This window comes from Streptomyces sp. NPDC046881, from assembly GCF_040645015.1.
In the GTDB taxonomy this organism is placed as follows: Bacteria; Actinomycetota; Actinomycetes; order Streptomycetales; family Streptomycetaceae; genus Streptomyces.
Window position 1 is genome coordinate 1 of record NZ_JBEYXJ010000141.1, and the last position, 17895, is coordinate 17895.

Annotated in this window: 20 protein-coding genes and 1 tRNA gene; 3 read left to right on the forward strand and 18 right to left on the reverse strand. The window is 70.6% G+C overall.

Translation table 11 applies throughout. The features are described 5' to 3' along the window. Nucleotides 1-121: 121 nt before the first annotated feature. The 4 genes from ABZ923_RS37275 to ABZ923_RS37290 form a co-directional block, all read right to left on the reverse strand. On the reverse strand, nucleotides 122-322 hold the full coding sequence (locus ABZ923_RS37275; protein ID WP_361481451.1) for a hypothetical protein: 201 nt from the start codon (nucleotides 320-322) through the stop codon (nucleotides 122-124). 5 nt (nucleotides 323-327) lie between these two features. After that, nucleotides 328-1449 carry a radical SAM protein gene (locus ABZ923_RS37280; protein ID WP_361481454.1) on the reverse strand — a complete coding sequence of 374 codons (1122 nt, stop codon included), beginning with the start codon at nucleotides 1447-1449 and terminating at the stop codon, nucleotides 328-330. 89 nt (nucleotides 1450-1538) lie between these two features. Next, the gene (locus ABZ923_RS37285; protein WP_361481457.1) at nucleotides 1539-2075 is read right to left on the reverse strand and encodes an ATP-binding protein; all 537 of its coding nucleotides are present in this window, start codon (nucleotides 2073-2075) and stop codon (nucleotides 1539-1541) included. 1 nt (nucleotide 2076) lies between these two features. Further along, on the reverse strand, nucleotides 2077-2568 hold the full coding sequence (locus ABZ923_RS37290; protein WP_361481459.1) for a hypothetical protein: 492 nt from the start codon (nucleotides 2566-2568) through the stop codon (nucleotides 2077-2079). A gap of 700 nt (nucleotides 2569-3268) precedes the next feature. Between ABZ923_RS37290 and ABZ923_RS37295 the strand changes: the two genes are divergently transcribed. Next, nucleotides 3269-4165, forward strand: a complete 897-nt coding sequence (locus ABZ923_RS37295; protein WP_361481462.1) for a hypothetical protein — start codon at nucleotides 3269-3271, stop codon at nucleotides 4163-4165. Nucleotides 4166-4491: 326 nt separating this feature from the next. Further along, the gene (locus ABZ923_RS37300; protein ID WP_361481465.1) at nucleotides 4492-4668 is read left to right on the forward strand and encodes a hypothetical protein; all 177 of its coding nucleotides are present in this window, start codon (nucleotides 4492-4494) and stop codon (nucleotides 4666-4668) included. 66 nt (nucleotides 4669-4734) lie between these two features. On the opposite strand, the gene ABZ923_RS37305 is transcribed toward ABZ923_RS37300, so the two are convergent. From ABZ923_RS37305 to ABZ923_RS37370, 14 genes are all read right to left on the reverse strand, one after another. Further along, a complete protein-coding gene (locus ABZ923_RS37305; RefSeq protein ID WP_361481468.1) occupies nucleotides 4735-5022 on the reverse strand; it encodes a hypothetical protein in 288 nt (95 codons plus the stop codon). Continuing rightward, nucleotides 5019-5432 (reverse strand): hypothetical protein, encoded by a 414-nt coding sequence (locus ABZ923_RS37310; RefSeq protein WP_361481471.1) that lies wholly within the window; start codon nucleotides 5430-5432, stop codon nucleotides 5019-5021. The genes ABZ923_RS37305 and ABZ923_RS37310 overlap by 4 nt, the downstream gene beginning before the upstream one ends. A 74-nt stretch (nucleotides 5433-5506) precedes the next feature. Then, nucleotides 5507-5583, reverse strand: a tRNA-Leu gene (locus tag ABZ923_RS37315). Nucleotides 5584-5863: 280 nt separating this feature from the next. Beyond that, the gene (locus ABZ923_RS37320; RefSeq protein ID WP_361481474.1) at nucleotides 5864-6295 is read right to left on the reverse strand and encodes a hypothetical protein; all 432 of its coding nucleotides are present in this window, start codon (nucleotides 6293-6295) and stop codon (nucleotides 5864-5866) included. Then, complete coding sequence (locus ABZ923_RS37325; protein WP_361481477.1) at nucleotides 6292-7386, reverse strand: N-acetylmuramoyl-L-alanine amidase; 1095 nt, start codon at nucleotides 7384-7386, stop codon at nucleotides 6292-6294. Before ABZ923_RS37325 ends, ABZ923_RS37320 begins: the two co-directional genes overlap by 4 nt. Nucleotides 7387-7469: 83 nt before the next feature. Then, nucleotides 7470-7997: a hypothetical protein gene (locus ABZ923_RS37330; RefSeq protein ID WP_361481479.1), complete on the reverse strand. Its 528-nt coding sequence runs from the start codon at nucleotides 7995-7997 to the stop codon at nucleotides 7470-7472. 4 nt (nucleotides 7998-8001) lie between these two features. Continuing rightward, on the reverse strand, nucleotides 8002-8319 hold the full coding sequence (locus ABZ923_RS37335) for a hypothetical protein (protein ID WP_361481482.1): 318 nt from the start codon (nucleotides 8317-8319) through the stop codon (nucleotides 8002-8004). 10 nt (nucleotides 8320-8329) lie between these two features. Then, nucleotides 8330-9121, reverse strand: coding sequence for a hypothetical protein (locus tag ABZ923_RS37340; RefSeq protein ID WP_361481485.1), 792 nt, complete (start codon nucleotides 9119-9121; stop codon nucleotides 8330-8332). 234 nt (nucleotides 9122-9355) lie between these two features. Next, nucleotides 9356-10078 carry a hypothetical protein gene (locus ABZ923_RS37345; protein ID WP_361481488.1) on the reverse strand — a complete coding sequence of 241 codons (723 nt, stop codon included), beginning with the start codon at nucleotides 10076-10078 and terminating at the stop codon, nucleotides 9356-9358. Between the two features lie 73 nt (nucleotides 10079-10151). After that, nucleotides 10152-10595: a hypothetical protein gene (locus ABZ923_RS37350; protein ID WP_361481491.1), complete on the reverse strand. Its 444-nt coding sequence runs from the start codon at nucleotides 10593-10595 to the stop codon at nucleotides 10152-10154. Beyond that, nucleotides 10596-11636 carry a hypothetical protein gene (locus tag ABZ923_RS37355; protein WP_361481494.1) on the reverse strand — a complete coding sequence of 347 codons (1041 nt, stop codon included), beginning with the start codon at nucleotides 11634-11636 and terminating at the stop codon, nucleotides 10596-10598. Then, entirely contained in the window at nucleotides 11636-12952 is a 1317-nt protein-coding gene (locus ABZ923_RS37360) for a hypothetical protein (RefSeq protein WP_361481497.1), read from the reverse strand. Before ABZ923_RS37360 ends, ABZ923_RS37355 begins: the two co-directional genes overlap by 1 nt. Further along, nucleotides 12952-16659: a hypothetical protein gene (locus ABZ923_RS37365; protein ID WP_361481500.1), complete on the reverse strand. Its 3708-nt coding sequence runs from the start codon at nucleotides 16657-16659 to the stop codon at nucleotides 12952-12954. The genes ABZ923_RS37360 and ABZ923_RS37365 overlap by 1 nt, the downstream gene beginning before the upstream one ends. A 296-nt stretch (nucleotides 16660-16955) precedes the next feature. Then, nucleotides 16956-17507: a hypothetical protein gene (locus ABZ923_RS37370; protein WP_361481502.1), complete on the reverse strand. Its 552-nt coding sequence runs from the start codon at nucleotides 17505-17507 to the stop codon at nucleotides 16956-16958. Nucleotides 17508-17644: 137 nt separating this feature from the next. On the opposite strand from ABZ923_RS37370, the gene ABZ923_RS37375 reads away from it, so the two are divergent. Then, complete coding sequence (locus tag ABZ923_RS37375; protein ID WP_361481505.1) at nucleotides 17645-17854, forward strand: hypothetical protein; 210 nt, start codon at nucleotides 17645-17647, stop codon at nucleotides 17852-17854. Nucleotides 17855-17895: the final 41 nt, after the last annotated feature.

Consider the following 17895-nt stretch of genomic DNA (forward strand, 5'->3'; position numbering starts at 1 on the left):
CCCACTCCACACCCCCCCCCCGCCCCCCCCACCCCCACTCACCCCTCGCGCCCCCGCCCCGGCCCCGGCTCGACTGCGGCGGGGCGCGCCCCCCCCACGACCGGATCAGGCGCAGATCAGGTCAGTGCGGGTTGTCGTCGCCGGCCGCGCACGAGCACTTCGCGCTGTCCATGACGGTGTCCATGTCGGCGATGCCGGTGATGACGGTCACCGGCTTCACCGGCTCCAGGACCGGCCGCGTGAGGTACGGCAGGCTGTCTCCGGTGGGCCCGTCGCTCGGCAGCGGGCGCCGCGGCGAGATCTCGACTGCTACTGCGGTCATGCTGTTCACCCTGCTTTCTTATCTCCGTGCTGGCAGTAAGCCGCCAGCGGGGCCTTCGCCTCCTGGTAGTGCTTTGCCAGGGGCCTGCACACGCGGCAGGAGCCGGCGATGCTGCATCCCGAGCAGCCGCCGGTGCGAAGCATGAGGCGGTCCGCGATCGCGCCCAGCCGGGCAAGGCCCTCAATCCCCTCGTTGGGGAGGCTGATCTGGTCGTCGCGGCCGATCTTGCAGATGGACACCAGGCCGAAGGGGTCCATGTGGAAGAAGGTGTGTCCGGCGTTGCAGCCGGTGAAGGTCTTGCGCACCCGCAGGTGTTCCTTGGACTGCGCGGTGAGGACCTCACCGCCGCCGTAGATCGTCGGCGTCATATTGGTGAAGACCTCGTACTCGACGCCCCACGTCTCGCACAGGTCGATCATCGCCTGCTCTTCGTGGCCGTTGTCGTCGGTGACGACGATGCTCATCCGCAGCGGCAGGCGGGCGTGGCGGGCGGCGTTCATGCCCTGCACGAACTGGTCCCAGGCGCCCTGGCGCTGCGTCAGCTCGTCGTAACTGGCCTTCGTCGCCCCGTACATCGAGACGGTGACGCGGTACGGCGGGCACTCGCGGAACAGGCGGAGCAGGTTCTCGCGCCACAGCAGCGAGCCGTTCGTCGAGACCGTGATCATCATGCCGAGTTCCCACGCGTACCGGTAGGCGCGCATGAAGTCCTTGTCGATGGTCGGCTCGCCGCCGGTGACCTGGAGGAACAGCACGCCGGCCTCGGCCATGATGTCGAGGCAGCGCCGCTTGTCCTCCCACGGCATCCCGGCCTTCATCTTCAAGCCGAGGTAGCAGTGCTTGCAGTCGTAGTTGCAGCCCAGGTTGACCTCCCAGCTCGCCTTTCCGTAGCCCCACGTGGACGGCTGACGGACGAGCAGGATGTCGGCCAGGGACTGGCCGGTGATGTCGAGGTCGTCCCACTGCTCGCGGACAGCTTCGACGAGCCAGGGCGGGGCCGGCTCGGCCGGGGCGAGAGCGCGCAGCTCGTCGTAGCGGGCCTCGGGCAGGAGGGCACCGCCGCGGGCTCCCGGCCTCACGAGGACGTGCTGTTCCAGGAAGGTGGCAGCGATCAGCTGATGTGTCACGGGGTCTCCAGGGAGGTTGGTCCGCCCCGGCCGGAGGGAGAGCCGTTGACATCTGCGGCCGGGGCGGGGCTTGGGTGACGGGCGGGCCGTCAGTGCTGCGCGGCTACGGCCGCGATGACGAGGGCAGCGACCGCGACGACTATCAGGACGTAAGTCGCCCGTGCGCGGCCGGTGGCGTATATCGAGACGCGGGGGTCGGGCATCTCCCCCATCTGGGGCGCCTCCAGGTCGGCCCAGACCCGCTTGCCCCAGCTCAGCGGGTCCGTACCCCACTGAGTGGACATGGCTTCGACGAGGGCCAGGCCCCGGCCGTGCTCCTCTTCGTCGCCCGGCTCGGCCACCTGTGGCTCGGTCTTGCTGCGGTCGACGACCGCGACGCGCACCCGGTCCTCGTCGAGCCGGCGCAGGGTCACGCGGTACGCGTCGCAACGCGCGTGCTGCACCGCGTTGGTCGCGAGTTCGGAGGCGACCAGCTCGGCGGCATCCGCGAGGTCGGGCAGCTTCCAGTCGAGTAAGGCCGCGTGCACGAACTGGCGGGCCTGGCGTACGGACTCGCCGTTGCGCCTGAAGGACTTGGACACCACGGGCGTACCGTCCTCCGCGACCAGTCGGCGGCCAGCCAGCACGTCAGGCACCGTCCTGCACGCTCTGTGCGGCGCGAAGGCGGGCGTGCTCGACGAGCTGCTTCACCGCGTGCTCCATGCACAAGACGCCGGGGCCGTCCATCTCCAGCAGCCAGTGCGACCGCGCCTTCTGGTCGACCCCCGGCCGGGGGACACCGAGGAGCATGCCGGGGCTGAGGCACTCGGTGCCCGGCACGTTCCACCGTCCCCACGCCGACGCGAGGACGAGGAAGTACACCTGGCCGGCCGTCCGGTCGGTGAACACAGCGCCACCCAGCAGGGCCTCGTTCAGGTAGACCCCGATCTCCCACGGATTGCCCGTACCAGCCGCCGTCTCGACCAGGTCGAGCGGCACGCGGACAGCGGTGAACAGCGTTCCGCAGCGCAGCAGCGCGACGTCCCCGCCTCCCCAGTCGCGGTGGGCCGTGACCGGGTCGTGAGCGGCCATCAGCAGCCACGTCGCGGCGCCGAAGGTCCGCGCCTCGCGGGCGTGCACCAAGACTCCGCCCTGTGGCTCTTGCCGTTCCAGCTCAGCACCGCTTTGTGTGCTTCCGCTCTGTTCCATCCTGACGCCCCCAAGCGGCCGTCTCGCATTCGTGATTACAGCGAGTACACCGAGGCATACAGTGGGGCGTGTAGTCCCCGGGGCCACGAAGTGGTTTAACGGGTTTAACGCCCTGCTTGGGAGGGTGGACGAGGTGGAGAATCACTCCGGCGCGCACAACGTCGCGCTCAAAGAAGCCCTGCGTGAAGCCGATCTGACGTACGAGAAGCTCGCATCCGAGGTCCGCCGCATCGCGGCCGAGGCGGGTGACGATCTCCGCACGAACAAGTCCGCGGTGGCTCACTGGATGAGGGGCAAGGGCCCCGAGCCTCGAACAGCGTCGTACATTGCCGAGGCGATCAGTCGAAATCTGGGCCGTCAGGTCCAGCCGGTAGACCTGGGGTTCACGACCCCAGACATGGACCAGTCCCAGACCCCGCTTGGGTTGGGTCTGGGACCGGATCCAGTGGACACTCTACGACGCATCGGGGAGGCGGACATCCGGCGCCGCAAATTCTTGACGAACGCCGCATATTCAGTCGCAGCGGCGGCGCTCCCGCTCGGCCTGGACCAAGCCCTCGAATACCGCGCCCGCGCAGCAGACGGAGCGCGGGCCCGTGCCGGCCGGGCCGAGCTGGATGCCGTCCGCGACATGACGGAGATGTTCACGCGCATCGACGAGCGGCACGGCGGACAGCACGGCCGGACGGCCGTCGTGCAGTACCTGCGCACGGACGTCGCCGACCTGTGCCAGTCCCGCTTCGGCTCCGAGGCCGAGCACCGCGAGGCCCTCGGCCTGGCCGCGTCGGTGGCCTACCTGTGCGGCTGGAAGGCGTACGACGCCGACGAGCACGGCTTGGCCCAGCGCTACTACCTACAGGCCCTCGCGCTGACCCGGGAAGCCGGGGACTACATCCACGAGGCGTGGATACTGCGGATCATGGCCCACAACGGGATGGACATCCGCCGCCCGGAGAACACGCTGCGCCTCGCTGAGTCGGCCCTCGACCGCGTCCGGGGCCGGGTGTCGCCGTCGACAGAAGCCCTGTTCGCCGTGACCCGGGCCCGCGCCCTGGCCGTGAACCGGCGCCGCAAGGAAGCCGCGACCCAGATCCGCGAGGCCCAGGACCTGGTGCTGCGGGGCGAGCAGTCCGACCTGCCGTACTGGGCCGCCCTGTGGGGATCGGCCAGGGCCACGGTCAGCAGCCACACTGGGAAGACGTTCCACGAGCTGGGCGACCACCGCAACGCCGAGCGCCACTACGAGACGTCCGCGCGCAGCCGCCCCCGCGACGGCAACGGCTACCAGCGGATCACCGCGCTCACCCTCGCCGCGCAGGGCCGCGAACAGGCCGCCCAGGGCCACCTGGAGGCCGCGTGCGCCACCTGGGGCCAGTCCCTCAACCTGCTCGGCGGGGTCCGCTCCGCCCGCGTCGCCAAGCAGGTATCCGGTATCCGCCGCCAGCTCGGAGTGTTCGACAAGCGAGGCGTACGGGCCGCCGCCGACCTCGACGAGCGGGCCCGGGACTGGCAGCTCGCCTACGCCTGAACCGGATGTCAGTGCCGGGACGTACGGTTGCCCCTACGTCCCGGCATCCGGGTCAGGCGCTGTAGCCCTTCTGCCGCACGCCTGGCCCCCAGTGCACAGCCACCTTGGCAAAGCACTCACGGCACAACGGATTGGCGTTGAAGCCGTACTTCTTGCACGGATCCGAGCACCGCGCGCAGCGGCCACCCTCGTCCGAGCTCCATGTGGCGGCGGGGTAGTCACGCAGTTCTGCAGCGGCGCTCATCGTCGTTCCGTTCTATCCGGGCGGGCCGTCGAACAGAATAGAACGCTGCGGGAATGTCAGTGGCGGGCCGTACCGTGGCGGTATGCCCCGCTCCTCCCGGCCTCACGGCCAGGCGCCCCCTGTCCGCGATCAGGTCAACCAGCTCATCCGGCGGCTCATGAACAAGCCCGCCGACAAGAAGCGCACCGCCGAGTACGAGCGCCTGCTCGTGCTGTGGTCCGAGGCCACCCAGCCCGAGGACGTCGAGAAGGCGGCATGACGAAGCCCCACCCGCGCCGGGCCGGTGGCGGGTGGGGCCTCGTTGTCCAGGACCGCGAGTAGCAACTCAAGCTGTGGACGATCCGAACATACCTCCCGAAGCGGACCACCCGGCGACGACAGGCCGGGCCAGGGCGTAGCCGCGCGGCAGCCGCAGGCCCTGCCCGCGCCGCAGCTCCGCAGCGAAGCACTCGGCGACGTTCGACCCGTACCGCTCCGCCACCAGACTCGCCAGGCCGTGCGCGCACTCCCGGCACGCGACGCGGCCGTAGCCGCGCGTACACACCCGTTGCCGGGCCTCCACGGGGTGCGCCTCCACTGCGTGCCCGCACCCGGGGCACAGGCCGGCCGTCACGCGATCCTCCGCTTGGGCGGCTCCTGGCCCGGGTGCGCGTCGGCGAAGTGGCCGCGGATTGCCGTCTCGACGCTCGCGCGGACCCTGGCCGCCCGCCGCTCGGCGCGCTCCCCGAAGATCCGGCCGATGTCCTCCGAGGTGGCGGTCAGCGGCACGCTGATGGGGTCCGGGTCCTCCGCGTAGCTGTCGTGCTCGTGGGCCCACCCGCAGCCGAGGGCGCACGGGAACCGGGCGATCCCGCCCTTCGGGTGCGGCCACGCGTGCGGGAACTCGGGCTCCGGGATGATCGTGGACTGAGGCGGGGCCTGCTCCGCCGCCCGCTGGGCGGTCTCGAGTTCCGCGAACGCTTCGCGGGTCGACAGCTGCGGCAGCAGCGCGGCCAGGTCGTCAAGGTCGGTGTCGGCACTCACGCGGTCCTCCGTCTCGTGCGGCGGACAGGATGCCACAAATAGGACGGCCCGCCTCCGAGAGGCGGGCCAGCGGCTGGTGCCCGGGGTGGGAGTCGAACCCACACTTGACCGCGTTTAAGGCGGCTGCGTCTGCCAGTTGCGCCACCCGGGCCAGACCTCACACGGCGGCCTGCAGAGCAGGCACCGGATGACGCTGCTGAACGGAGACGTCTACTGACGACACTACAGAGATCAGGTGACGGGTACTCACATACCCCTCAACAAGGCCGGATTGGTCATGGCTCCCCCTGCACATGCGTTCTACGGTCGGCCAAGCCGCAAGGCCCGGCAGTAATAGCCTCTCGCACGAGAGCCGCTGACACAGGGGGGAAATCGGTCAACGGTTGACGCAAAGGGGGACGCCCGCCCCGGCGCGTAGGGCGGGCGTCCGTTCAGGGGCCGGACGGCTCGTCCGGCGGGTCCGGCTGTGGCGGCACGACCGGCGGGGCCGGCGGCTGAGGCGGTGGCGGACACGGGTCGACGTCGGCCGGACAGAGTGTCGCCAGGCGGTCGTTCGCCTGGTCGACGGCGTCGCGCAGGCTCCCGCCTCCGTTGGGGAACACCTCGTGCCAGACCTGGCTGACACGCTCCTCCATCCCCTCCATCCGCACCATGATGCCCGGCCGGGCCCGGACTCCCGGACGGGCCTCTTCGCCGTACCAGTCGTCGAAGAACTGGGACGCGCGCCGGAACAGGTGCGACACGGCCCGCCCCACCCGCCACAGGGCCGTTCCCAGGCCCACGACGAGCGATATGGCGCCGCCCCACAGCATCACCAAGTCCACGGCCGTGTTGCCCGTGGAGACACTGCCGACCACGCTCATTCCGCCCAAGCCAGGGCCGTGAGGACCGCGCTGGCGACCTCGATCTCCTCGGCGCCGAGGTTCATCAGCCGCACCCGCATGTTCCGGCCGGCCGCCAGACGCTTCGTCAGCGGCACCACGCCGTACGTCCCGCCAGGGGTGCCGATGATCTCGTGGATCGGGTGGTCCAGCTTGAGATTGCCCGCGTCGTCGTACTCGCTCATGCGGACCTGGACCACCTCACCGACAGCCAGGCCCTCGAAGCGCAGGCTCAGCGAGCCGGTGAACCGGGCGGCGCCCTTGACGAAACTCGGGCTGTTCAGCGCGTGGCCGTCCGGCTCGTCGTTCCACTCGGTGGTGAACTCGATCGCGTCCCACAGGTCCGGCGCGAGCTGGAATCCGTGGGCGAGGCCCAGATTGACGTAGTCGGGGGTCACGGTGGGCGTCTCCTGTGTGGTGGGAGGGCTCCAATTCGCCTGGTGTGACAGCCGCTCGGCGACGTCTCGGCGGAACTGGGCCATGGTGAACAGGAACCGGCCTCGGCGGCCGTACCCGGCCACGGGGCCGGCGGGGTCCGGCTTGCCTTCGACGGACGTCTCCAGGTGCCCGGCGGCACTGCCTTCGCTCCAGCCGTGCAGTCGGCACAGAGCAGCGTTGAAGCGGACCATGCTGTCGTACTGGGCTCGCGTGTAGACGTCTTCCCCGTCGCCGCGGTTTTCGACTTCCAGCCCGTACAGCGAGTCGTTGCCGTCGACCGTGCGCGTCTTGTCCTGCTTCGGCAGCGGCTTCTCAGCGACGATCGCCAGGAAGACGTTCTCGGCGACGGGGCCCGCGTGGTTGGCGCGGCCGTCGGCGACCAGGACCACGACGCCGTCCTTGCGCAGGAGGGCGTGGGCGAGCGGCGGAGGCAGACCCGGCACACCGGCCGTGGCGATGACGCGCAGGCTGTCGACACCCGCGGTGTGGTGGTTCAGGATGCCGTGGACCGGCCCGAAGGCCTTCCCCGTCGCGGTGTCCCTGCCGCGCTCGGTCCAGCCGGCCAGCTCGGTGAACGGGACGCCCTCAGCCTTGAGCGCTGCGCGCCACTGGCCGGGGGTAGCGGGGTCCGCCACGGCGATCACTCCCAACGCGGAGAGTCGACGCCCGGCCCAGAACCAGCAGCTGCCTGGAGTGTAGCTTTCGCCCCCTGCGACGGTCAGGCGGCGGGGTGGATGACGAGCTTGAACTCCGCGAGGGTCATCAGCAGCGGCCCCACGGTGCCGTTGTGGGTCACGCGCAGCGCGAGCGGCACATCGGGCGTAACGAAGATCCCCCAGCTCTTCGTCCAGAACTGCCCGCCGGGGGTCGCGGCGCGGTGATCGGTCGCCGTGGTGTCGTTCGGGGTCGCGGTCTCGCCGAGAGGGTCACGGACGAACTGGTCGCGGTACTCGGTGACCGTCCCGGAGGTGGCGGTAGGGGCCTCCCACTGGATCAGCGCGTACAGCGAGCCCCATCCTGCCCGGGACGGCCTGATCAGGCCTGACCGGTCGTCCGTGGCGTAGTTGGTCACGGTGCTGCCGTCGGGCTGCAACGCCTGGTGCATCTCGAACCGGTCGGTCGGCTCGGCCGCCCCGTACGGGAAGCGGACGATCGTGTACGACGCGGACGACGGGATGGACTGGGGTGTGTCGACTTTCAGCGAACAGACCTGAACCCCGGGAGCGACGACGCCCCTCGTGGACACTGGGTCACCCCTGCCCGGTGTAGCCGGACATACGGCGGGCGCTGTCCTCGGGCACCCCGAGCGCGATCAGCGCCTCGAAGTCGTTCTCCTGCCGGATCTCGTCCGCCTTCTCCAGGCTGGCGATATGGGCTGTGATGCCGTCTTGCAGCTCCTGACGCCGCTCCCCGTACTCCTCCAGGGAGACGAAGCGGCCGGGCCTGCTCAGTACCGGCTCCATCCCAGCGAGGACCTGCATGTGGGCCGGTGTGCCGTCGTCGTAGATGACGTACAGGTCCACGGATTCGCCAACCGGCCTGACGCCGGCGATCACCATCGTGTCCATGCTGTGCTCCTCACAGGCTGATGAGAATGGCGCGGATGAAAACTTGGATCCGGTTGTATGTGGCGGCGGCCGCGCCGCGGTCCAGCGTGATCGGCAGCTGGACCACCGCCCCGGCGCCCGGGGCGAGCGCGGCGAGCGCCTGGTAGACCTTCGTCGTCTGGGTGTGCACGTCGGTCATCGTCGACGAGCCCGTGTTCTTCATGTAGTACATCTGGTCGGTGTCCTGCGCGTACGCGGCGCTCCCTCCTACCGGGAGGGTGAAGTCGACGTCGACCTCCCGCTCGATCAGCACCATCGCAGACCGGCAAAGGTCGGGATTGGTGATGTTCATCTGGAACGTATCGACCACGGTGGGGGTGTTCGGGACCGCGAGGCTGGCGTACGTACGGCTCTCGCTGATCTGGCTGAAGCTGATCTTGCCGCGAGGCTCGCTGCGCAGCACGCCGTTCGAGTCGCAGACGACGACGCCGCCCGCCGTGTCGGCACTGCACGGGTACGGCCACACGCCGGTGGCCACCTTCAGCGGTGAGCTGCCGCTGCCATTGCCGCTCAGGCCGCATCCGGTGGCGACCGTGCCCCCAGCAGTGGGCACCATGAGCCCGCCGTCTCCGCCGATGACCAGGTTGTTCCCGACGTCGCTGGACAGGTCCGCCGCGATGACGCCGGTTGCCGGGTTGAAGTCGATGCCGTCGCCGCCAGAGAGGCACGCACGGACCACATCGCAGGGGACTTCGGCAGAGATGACGTAGGGGTTCGCGTCGCTACCCGAACCGCTGACGGTGACGTTCTCGCCGGCCTGCACGGTGCAGTTGCACAGGCCCCCACCGCATCCACATCGCGCCACAGTTCCACGCTCCTCGCGGGGTTGTTCTGTGGCCCGGCCTAGCACCAGCGGCGCACGGCCGAGTCTATCGACGGCCCGTCCGGACGCGGTCCGGACGCGTCCACGGTGCCGTCCGGACGGACACAACTCCAAGGCTCTGACCTGTGCGGACGCCGTCCGGACGTGGCGTCCGGACGGCGTCCGGACGCGGGGTCAGGCGTACAGCCAGACGACGACCAGTCCGGCGCTGCCCTCGGTGCCGTTGACGCTGTCGCCGTCCCGCGCGAGGGCCCCGGCCGCTCCGCCGCCGTAGCCGCGCCCGGCGCCGCCTCCGCCACTGGAAGCGCGCTGCCAGCCTCCGTGCCCGAGCCTCGATTCCCCACCCGGCCCGCTCTGCCCCTGGTCGCCGCTGAGGCGGATCGAGCCGCCGCTGGGGCCGCCGCCCTGGGCCATGTCGCCGATCCCGGCGAGTGGCCCGGCCACGCCCGAGTAGCAGATCAGTGTGGCGCCCGAGGACATGACGACCTGCCCGCCGAAGCCTCCGTTCGCGGTGCACAGGCCGCCGAAGGAGCTGTTGCCGCCGTTGCCGCCATCGACCGTCGGGGTGCCCGCGGTTCCGGCCTCGCCGACCACGATCGTCTCCGTGGCGCCGAGGTCGGAGGCCTCGATCAGCCGCTCCGAGTACCCACCGCCGGTGCCGCCCGGGTGCGCGACGAGCTGAGCGGCATTCGCCTTCGCACCGGCCGCTCCCCCGCCGCCCGCCTGCACCTGGACGAAGATGCGGCTCAGCCACGGGTAGTCGGCCTTGTTGAACTCGTGGGTGCCGGGGGTCTTGAAGTACAGGACCTCCCGCAGGTTCATCGACCCGGGCACGATCGTCAGCCGGCCGTCGTCGCCGACCTGGAAGAACTCGTCATCGACACACACGCTGGCCATGGGGCACTCCGTCAGGACTGATCGAGCGGCCCGGCCCACAACCAGCGGCGCGAGAGCAGGGTAACCGCCCGGGTCAGGGCGTTGGCGGGAGCGCCATCAGGTACACGCGCAGCCCAGGGCCGACCGGCTCGGCGACACCGGCACCGCGGCGGGGACGGCTGCGCCACACCCGCACCACGGCGCACCATGCGGTGACCTCCTCCAGCGTCGCCCACACCGTCCGCTCGTCATCGCTGGGCTCGGGGTCCACGGCGGTCGCCGTGACGGCCGGACGGCCGCTGTACGAGGCCGGGAACGTCCAGGTGGCCCGCCCGTCCTCCCCTGTCTCCATAACGGCCGCCACAGGCCCGCCCAGGCCCGCCGGACGGGTCGACTCGGCCGGCCCGGGGTCCTGTTCGCGCGGGGCGCTGCTCGTGCGCGTGCGGCCTGCGATGCGGGCCCGCTGGTCGAAGCTGCGCAGTACACCCACCAGCGGGGCGCCGACCACGCGCCGGGCCGGGGTTCCACGGATCGCCATCTACGCCGCCTCCGCCGCTGTCGCCGCCACCTGGACCTGCACGCTCTCCGTGCCGGGGCTGTCGCCGCCGCCGGCCGTCTCCGTCACCCGCAAACCGGTGATCTTGAAGCGCTGGGTGACCTTCCGGCATGTGCTGGCGCTGGTGACGTCCAGCGCCCACCCGGGCACGAGACTCGGCACGCTGATGTTCGCCAGCGGGGAGATCGTCACCTGCTGGGTGTCGACGAACACCGGCACCGTGGCAGACACCCGGCGCCGGGCCTTCGCGGCCTCCGTCGCCGACGCGTCGTCAGTGATCTCCGACATCTCCACGTACCGCTCGTGGAGGCCGTAGTACGGGTCGGTGCCGCCGTCGGAGCCGAGGGCGCCGCTGTTTTCGCTGCCCGCCACGATCCAGCGAGTGACAAGGGACTTGCCGTCCTCGGAGACCTCCAGGCCCTCGGGCAGGTCGGCGTCCGACAGGCGGCCCACGGACACGAGGAACGTCTCCGGCAGCAGCAGAATCTTCGAGCCGATCACCGTGTAGTCGATGCCTGCCTCGGCGAGCTGGCGCAGGTGGTCGCCGGTCTGTCCGATGCCCACGCTGTAGGAGCGGGAGCCGGCGACACCGGCCTTGCCGACGATCTGCACGGTGTGGCCCGGGTCGTCGGGCGCGAACCCGTCGTCGATCAGCCATTGGGCGATCTCGGACAGGTCCGTGTTCGTGAACGTCCGGTTGGCGTGGGGCACCCGGTTGTCGAGCCACACGCTGACGTCCTCGGCAACCACCTCGACCTCGCCGAGCGACCATGTGACGTCGGTGACCGGCCCGTCCCACACGTACTGGCCGTCGCGAAAAATCACGAGCCGGGAGCGCCAGGAGCCGATGCGGCCGAGTCGGTTGCAGCAGTCGCCGTCCGGCTGGATCAGGGCCCGCGCCGAGCTGGTGCCGTCCAGCACCCGGTTCCACTCCACCTCGGTCAGAACCTGGGCGGTGGTCACCGTGGCGCCGTTGCGGTCGAGGATGGTCGCGGTGTGCGTACCGCAGCCGGACACCGCCATTACCGGCCCCTTCCCGACACGCTGAGGGTGACCATCGCGTCGAGGGCCGGCGGGCTCTCGATGTCCGAGCTGATGCACACGCAGTACTCCGCGCACTCCAGCAGCTCGTACGTCGCCGGCTGGCCGTCGGGGCCGTAGACGTCGGGGCTGGACTCACAGACCCCGCCGCACTCCACCGTCGCGCGGCCGGTCTGCCCGTCCAACGTCACCGCCCCACCGGCGGGCACGAAGCTGACGTGCCAGTAGTTCTGCGGGTTGCAGCGGCCCGCGTCGGCGGTCTCCTCGCACGTCAGCGTCTGGTCGCCGTGCTCGTAGATCTCGACCGTGATGTTCCGCAGGTCCGACGACCCGGACCTGATGGTGACGATCGGCACGTCCGAGCTCCAGGTGGGCCGCCCCGTCAGGTCCATCTCGTAGCAGGCCCGCTCAGCCGCCAGCGGCAGACAGAAGCACGTGGACAGCGGGGCACCCGGCAACGGCGGCGTCTCCGGGAAGCAGCGCGGGTCCGCACACGCGGCCGTGGGGTCCGGGCAGGCGGCGAACCGGCAGCCGCCGGGGCAGTCGGCCCCCGTCGGGTGCACGCACCAGTCGACGCACGAACCGTCCAGGTCCATCGGCGGCGTGACCTCCAAGACCGGCACGGGGTCGGTCCACAGCCACGGCACCGCGGCGGTCATCACCCACTCCACCGTGAGGATGTCCGCGCCGGAATGACACTCGCCGTTGCCGCAGCCGTCGCCGGCCCGCGCGGTGACCCGCGGCCCCTCCACAGTGGCTACGCGGCGCAGGGTCCGGCGGTGCCGCTCGTTGAACGTGGCCGCGTCCAGCGTCTCGCCGGGGCAGCAGTTGTAGAGCGTGAGGCAGTCGCCGTCGCACTCTCCGCCAGAGCAGCCCTGGAGGACCTGCTCCAGCCAGTGCCGCCCGTAGTCGACGCCACAGCACGTGGAGCCGAGGACGAGCGCGGTCACGGTGATCGTGCGGGGCAGTGCCCGCGCAGGGCCGATGGCTCCGCCCCCGGCGATGCCACCCGTGACGGTGCGCTCCACCGGGTAGTCGTCGAGCCCGTCGACCTCAAGGACCATGATCCCGGCGAACTCGGTCGACTCGGGCACGTCCGGGTCGTACCAGGGCGCGGGGCTGTTCTCGTCGTCCGGTGTGGTGTACGGCAGGTCCTCGAGGACCTGCGCGCCGAAGGTCGGGCAGCCGCAGCCGGCCCAGTCGGTCAGCGGCGACCCGACGGTTTCCAGATAGGCCGCCAGGCGGGAGTGGTTGACCACCTCCACGCCGCCGTACGACATGAACCATTCGGTCGCCATCAGCCAGACACTCCTGCCGCGAGCACGAACCGGTTGAGGACCCGCTGCGCGGTGACGCGTGCGTTGCCCACTTCCCGGATCTCCCAGTGGTGGTTGTGGATCACGTCACCGCTCCCTCCCCGGCCGCGCCCTGCGAGGGCCGCGGGGTCCGTACCGGCCTGCCGCATGCGCTGGTTGCGGGTCAGCGGGATGACCTGGCCGCCCATGCTCGGGGTGACGCCGGCGAGCCCGGCCATCTGCGAGGACACCCCGCGCACGAGGGCTTGCGCCGCGTGCCGCGACGTCGCCTCCAGCGCGGCGATCTGGCCGGCCAGGCCGACCTGGAGGCCCAGGCCGGTCATCTCGCCGAGCTTGCGCATGACGACCGACGGCGACTTGATGCGCAGCGCCCGACGGATCGCCGTCTGCATGCTCTTGGCGATGTCGAGCATGAGCTTCTCGATGCTCTTGCGCTGCGCCTTCAAGCCCGCGAGGAAACCGGCGCCGGCCTGCTTGCCCGCGTCGTAGAGCACGTCGGCGCTCGTGGTGCCGAGGGTGCCGGAGGCCTTCGTCAGCTGCGACTGGAGGCTGTTGAGCCGCTTCAGGCTGTCCTTCGTCGACTGCGACAGCACCGTGGCGATCTCGGAACCCTGCTGCGGGCCGAGGCCGATGATCTGCCGCAACAGGTCCTTGCTGAGGCCCCGCTTGGCCAGGTTGTTGATCTGGGCGGTGAACTTGCGGACACGGTCGATGGCGTCCTGCAGACCGTTCTGCAGGAGGCGCGTGGTGACGGGCTCCTCGCCCTGGGTGAGGTTCTGCAGCGAGAACGCATCCAGCGCCGCCTTGGACGTGTCGGCCGCGAACTTCTGCGCATCGGCGATCCTCTGGACGAGCTTGTCGCGCTGCGCGGCCAGGGTCTGGAGCCGCTTGTTCCCGGACCGGAGCATCGACACGAGCCGGTCGTCGACCCGGGTCCGCCGCCCCTTAAAGGCGTCGGTGATCTGCTTGGCGAGCTTCTCGGTGGTCTGCTTGATGTCCGACGCGGTGCCGGTCAGGCCCTTGATGAAACCAGCGCCGACGTCCCGGCCGATCTGCGCGAACACCTTCGACGGCGAGCTGATGCCGAGGAGGTTCTTCGCCCCGTCGACCGCGCCCTTCACCACGCCCTTGGCAGCCGAGACGACTCGGCCGGCCATCTGCTTGATGCCGTTGATGAGGCCCTGGACCAGGTCCTTACCAGCGCTGACCAGGGTGGACACCGCCCCCGACAGGGCGCTCTTCGCCCGGGTCAGGAGGCCGCGCACGGCGGAGACGGCGTCGGAGACCCACCCGCGCAGCGTCGACAGGGCCGAGGACGCGGCGCGCCGGATGGGCCCGACGATCGCGTCGATGATGCCGCTGAGGATGGAGCGGGCCCGGCTGATCAGGCGCGTGAACCAGCTGACCACGCCGTTGACCAGGCCGGAGACGATGCTGTTGAGCGTGTTGTAGAGGTTCCGGAAGAACCCGATCACAGCGCCGACGAACCAGGTCACCTTGCTGACGACCGAGGTCAGGATGCCGATGAAGCCGGTCAGCGCCGAGACGATCAGCTTGACCAGCGGCACGACGATGTTGATCACCGCCCAGCCTGCGATCGCCGCAGCGAACTGCAGCACCGGCGCCACGATCCGCAGGATCTGCGAGACCAGCGGCGCCAGGGCCGTGACCAGGCCGATGATCGGCGGGACCAGCGGCAGGACCGCGTTGACGACCGCCATGAACGCCTGGACCAGCGGGGGCAGGATCGGCAGCAGCGCGGCCGTCAGCTGCGCGATCAGCGGCACGAACGCGGCGACCAGCTGCACCACGGCGCCAGCCAGCAGCGGGAAGATCGGCGCGAGCTGGCCGATCAGATCTGCCAGGGCCAGACCAATGCCCGTTGCCAGCGGGGTCAGGGCGACGACGAGCTGAGCGAACGCGCCGGCCAGCGTCGGCAGGATCGGCGCGAGCGCGCCGACGAGCTGCTGGATGACCGGCGCCAGGGTGGCCGCGAGCGCCGAGAAGACCGGCGCCAGGCTCGTGGCCAGCATCGCGACGATCTGGCCGACCAGCGGCAGCAGCGGGGCCAGGGCCGAGATGACCTGACCGATGGCGGCTCCGAGGGGGCCCAGGGACGGGCCGATGGCCGCGAAGGCTTCCGCCAGGGCCGCCGCCACGACCTGCAAGGACGGGGCAATGCCCTGGATAGCCGGGCCCAGGGCGTTGATCACGCCGACGATGGCGGGGCCGAGGGTCGCGAAGACCGGCGCCAGCATCGGCGCGATCTGGCCGATCTGCGTGACCAGCGCGGCGAAGATCGGACCGAGTTGCGCGGCGACCGTGGCGAGCGTCGCGAAGATGTTGCCGATCGCCTCCTGGCCCTGCGCCGAGTTGACGAACTGGGCGAACGAGGCGGTGATCGTCTGGAGGTTGCCGAGGAAGCCACCTCCAGATGCGTTGGCGGCACTGAAAACGCCGCTGATGATGCTGCCGACGTTGGAAGCGATGGCGCCGAGCTGCCGGAAGACCTCCAGCGCGCCGCGTACCGCTTCGACGGCCCGGCCCGAGGCGGCGAACTCCGACAGGGCCGTGCCGATCTGCGCACCGACCTGCCCAATGCCCGCTCCGACCTGCGGGCCGAACGCCTGCGTTACGGCCGCGGCGACGTCGAGGAATCCCTTCGCCAGCGGCGCGATAGCCGTCTGCAGGCCAGACGCGGCCTGGGCCGTGCCTTGGATGATCTGCCGCAGAGGGCCGGTCGCCTGCTGCGATGCTGCGAACTTGAGGCCCTCGGAGGCCGCCTTGCCGAACTCCGCCGCGACTTTGCCCAGTTCACCGCCGAGCGGCAGCAGGTTCTTGACCGCTCCCTCGACGTCGCCGGAGAACTGCTTGAAGAACGACTGCTGAATGGACTGCTGGACTTCCTTCAGCCGGGGCGCCAGGTCACGGACGGCCGTGACCGCCTTCTGTGCGGCCGGTGACAGCTTCTCCAGGGCCTGGCTGAACGCCGCCGCGTCACCGGATACTGCGGCCGAGAGCGCGTCGCTGACCCCGAGCATGGCCAGGCGCAGCGCGCCCACGGCGACCTGCGCGGCAGCGATCACAGCCGGAAGCGCGGCGACAATTCCGGCGGCCGGGGCAAGCGCGGCGAGGAACGCGCCGACACCCACGGCGGCGCCCGCGGCTGCAATACCGACGGCGCCGAACTGGAGGAGGCTGGCCAGGGCGCCACCGACCCGGGCCGCGATACTGCCCAGACCGGCCAGAGCCCGCTGGAATCGGTTGGCGTCCGGGTTGACGTTGACATTGACGTCAGGGGCCCGGTGCGCGCGGATACGGGCGTCGAACCCGTCCATGTCCGGGATGACCCGAATGGGGATCTCGACGTCGGCGAGGAGGGCGCGCAGCCGCTCCACGAAGCCGGTGACGTCCGGCGCGACGGGGATGTTGATCGAGTCGAGCGACCGCAGCCCGGTGAGGAGCTGGCTGTCGAACCGGGACAGGTCCGGCTCGATGCGGACGGTGAGCGTCTGGGCGAGCAGGCCGCGCTGGATCTGGCGCCGCATCTGCTCGCCGATGCGGCGCGTCGCGTTCAGCAGCGCCCGCTGGATCCGGACGCCTGCCGCGCGACCATCAGCGTCGGCACTGCCGGCGTTGATGTCGATCGTGATGGTCGCGCGACCGTAATCGACGTCGTCCTCGGCCATCGGGCAACCTCACGGAGGAGTGCGGTTGCCCGGCCTAGCACCAGCGGCGATCCCAGATTATCCGGTTCATCCCAGCCCGAGCTGGGCGTCCTGGGCCGCCAGCTGAGCCATCAACGACTTCGCGTCCTGCACCGTCAGCGCCCCGCGCGGCTTCTCAGCCGACTGCTGCGGCTGCGAGGTCCGTTGGGTGCGGGGCCGGCGGATCGCCCTGGGCGGGGCGTAGAGCTTCGCCTCCAACCGTCGCCGCGCGGCGTCGTCCTCAGCGGACGCATAGATCGCCTGCTCGGCGGCGTTGATCAGCGTGCGGAGCGTCCAGCGGTGCGGGTCGACGCCTTGGAGGGCGAGCTGGCCTTCCCAGGCGTCCCAGCCCTCCGCGACGCTCGCGAGGATCCGCTGGACGGTGTAGTAGGGCGGTCGTTGCCGCCTCCGTACAGCTCGACCGTCCACTCCAGCAGCTCCAGCAGCACACGGTCGGGGACGCGCATGCTCTTGTCCACGACCCTGCCGCCTTCCTCGGCGGCCTTCTCCTCGGCCTGCGCGCGGCTGCGGTAGTGGTCGACCAGCTTGGCGCCCTTGATGACCTCGAACCGCAGCCACCGCTCGGCGGACTCCGGCGTCATCAGGCTGCCGAGGAACTCCCGCATGGAGCCGTAGACCTCGCGCAGCGTCGCCGGGTCCATCTTGGTCAGGTCTTCCTCGCCGCCAATGGCCCGCTGCGCCTCCTGGACGCGGCTGTAGCCGTCGAGGAACTCGTCACCGAACACCTCGGGCACGAACTCCAGCGTGCCCAGGCCGGTGAGGTTGGCGACGTGGTTCTCGGTGCGGACAGCGAAATCTCTCGTTGCCACGGGTGCGCCCCTATCTACCGCGCGCTACGCCCGGCCTAACACCAGCGGCGTGCCGGGCGATAGTAGCGGAACGGACGTAACCGCTGATCTACCTCAAATCAGGGTGAAGCGGTAGGCCGCTGCGGAATGCTGCGGGCATGAGCCTCCGTGACCGGCTTCGCAGGAAGCCCGCCAAGACCAGCACCACGCCCGCCCCCGCGTCGACGAGCCAGCCGGCCCGCTTCGACCCGACGCCGTACACCGTCGCCGACACGGCGTTCGGGGGCGGCCACAGCTCCCCGTCGTCGTCCTGCCACGACTCGGGCAGCTCCAGCAGCTCGCCGAGCTGCGACAGCGGCGGCTCCTGACCGGCCCCCTGAAAGAGGCCCCGGGACCATCGTCCCGGGGC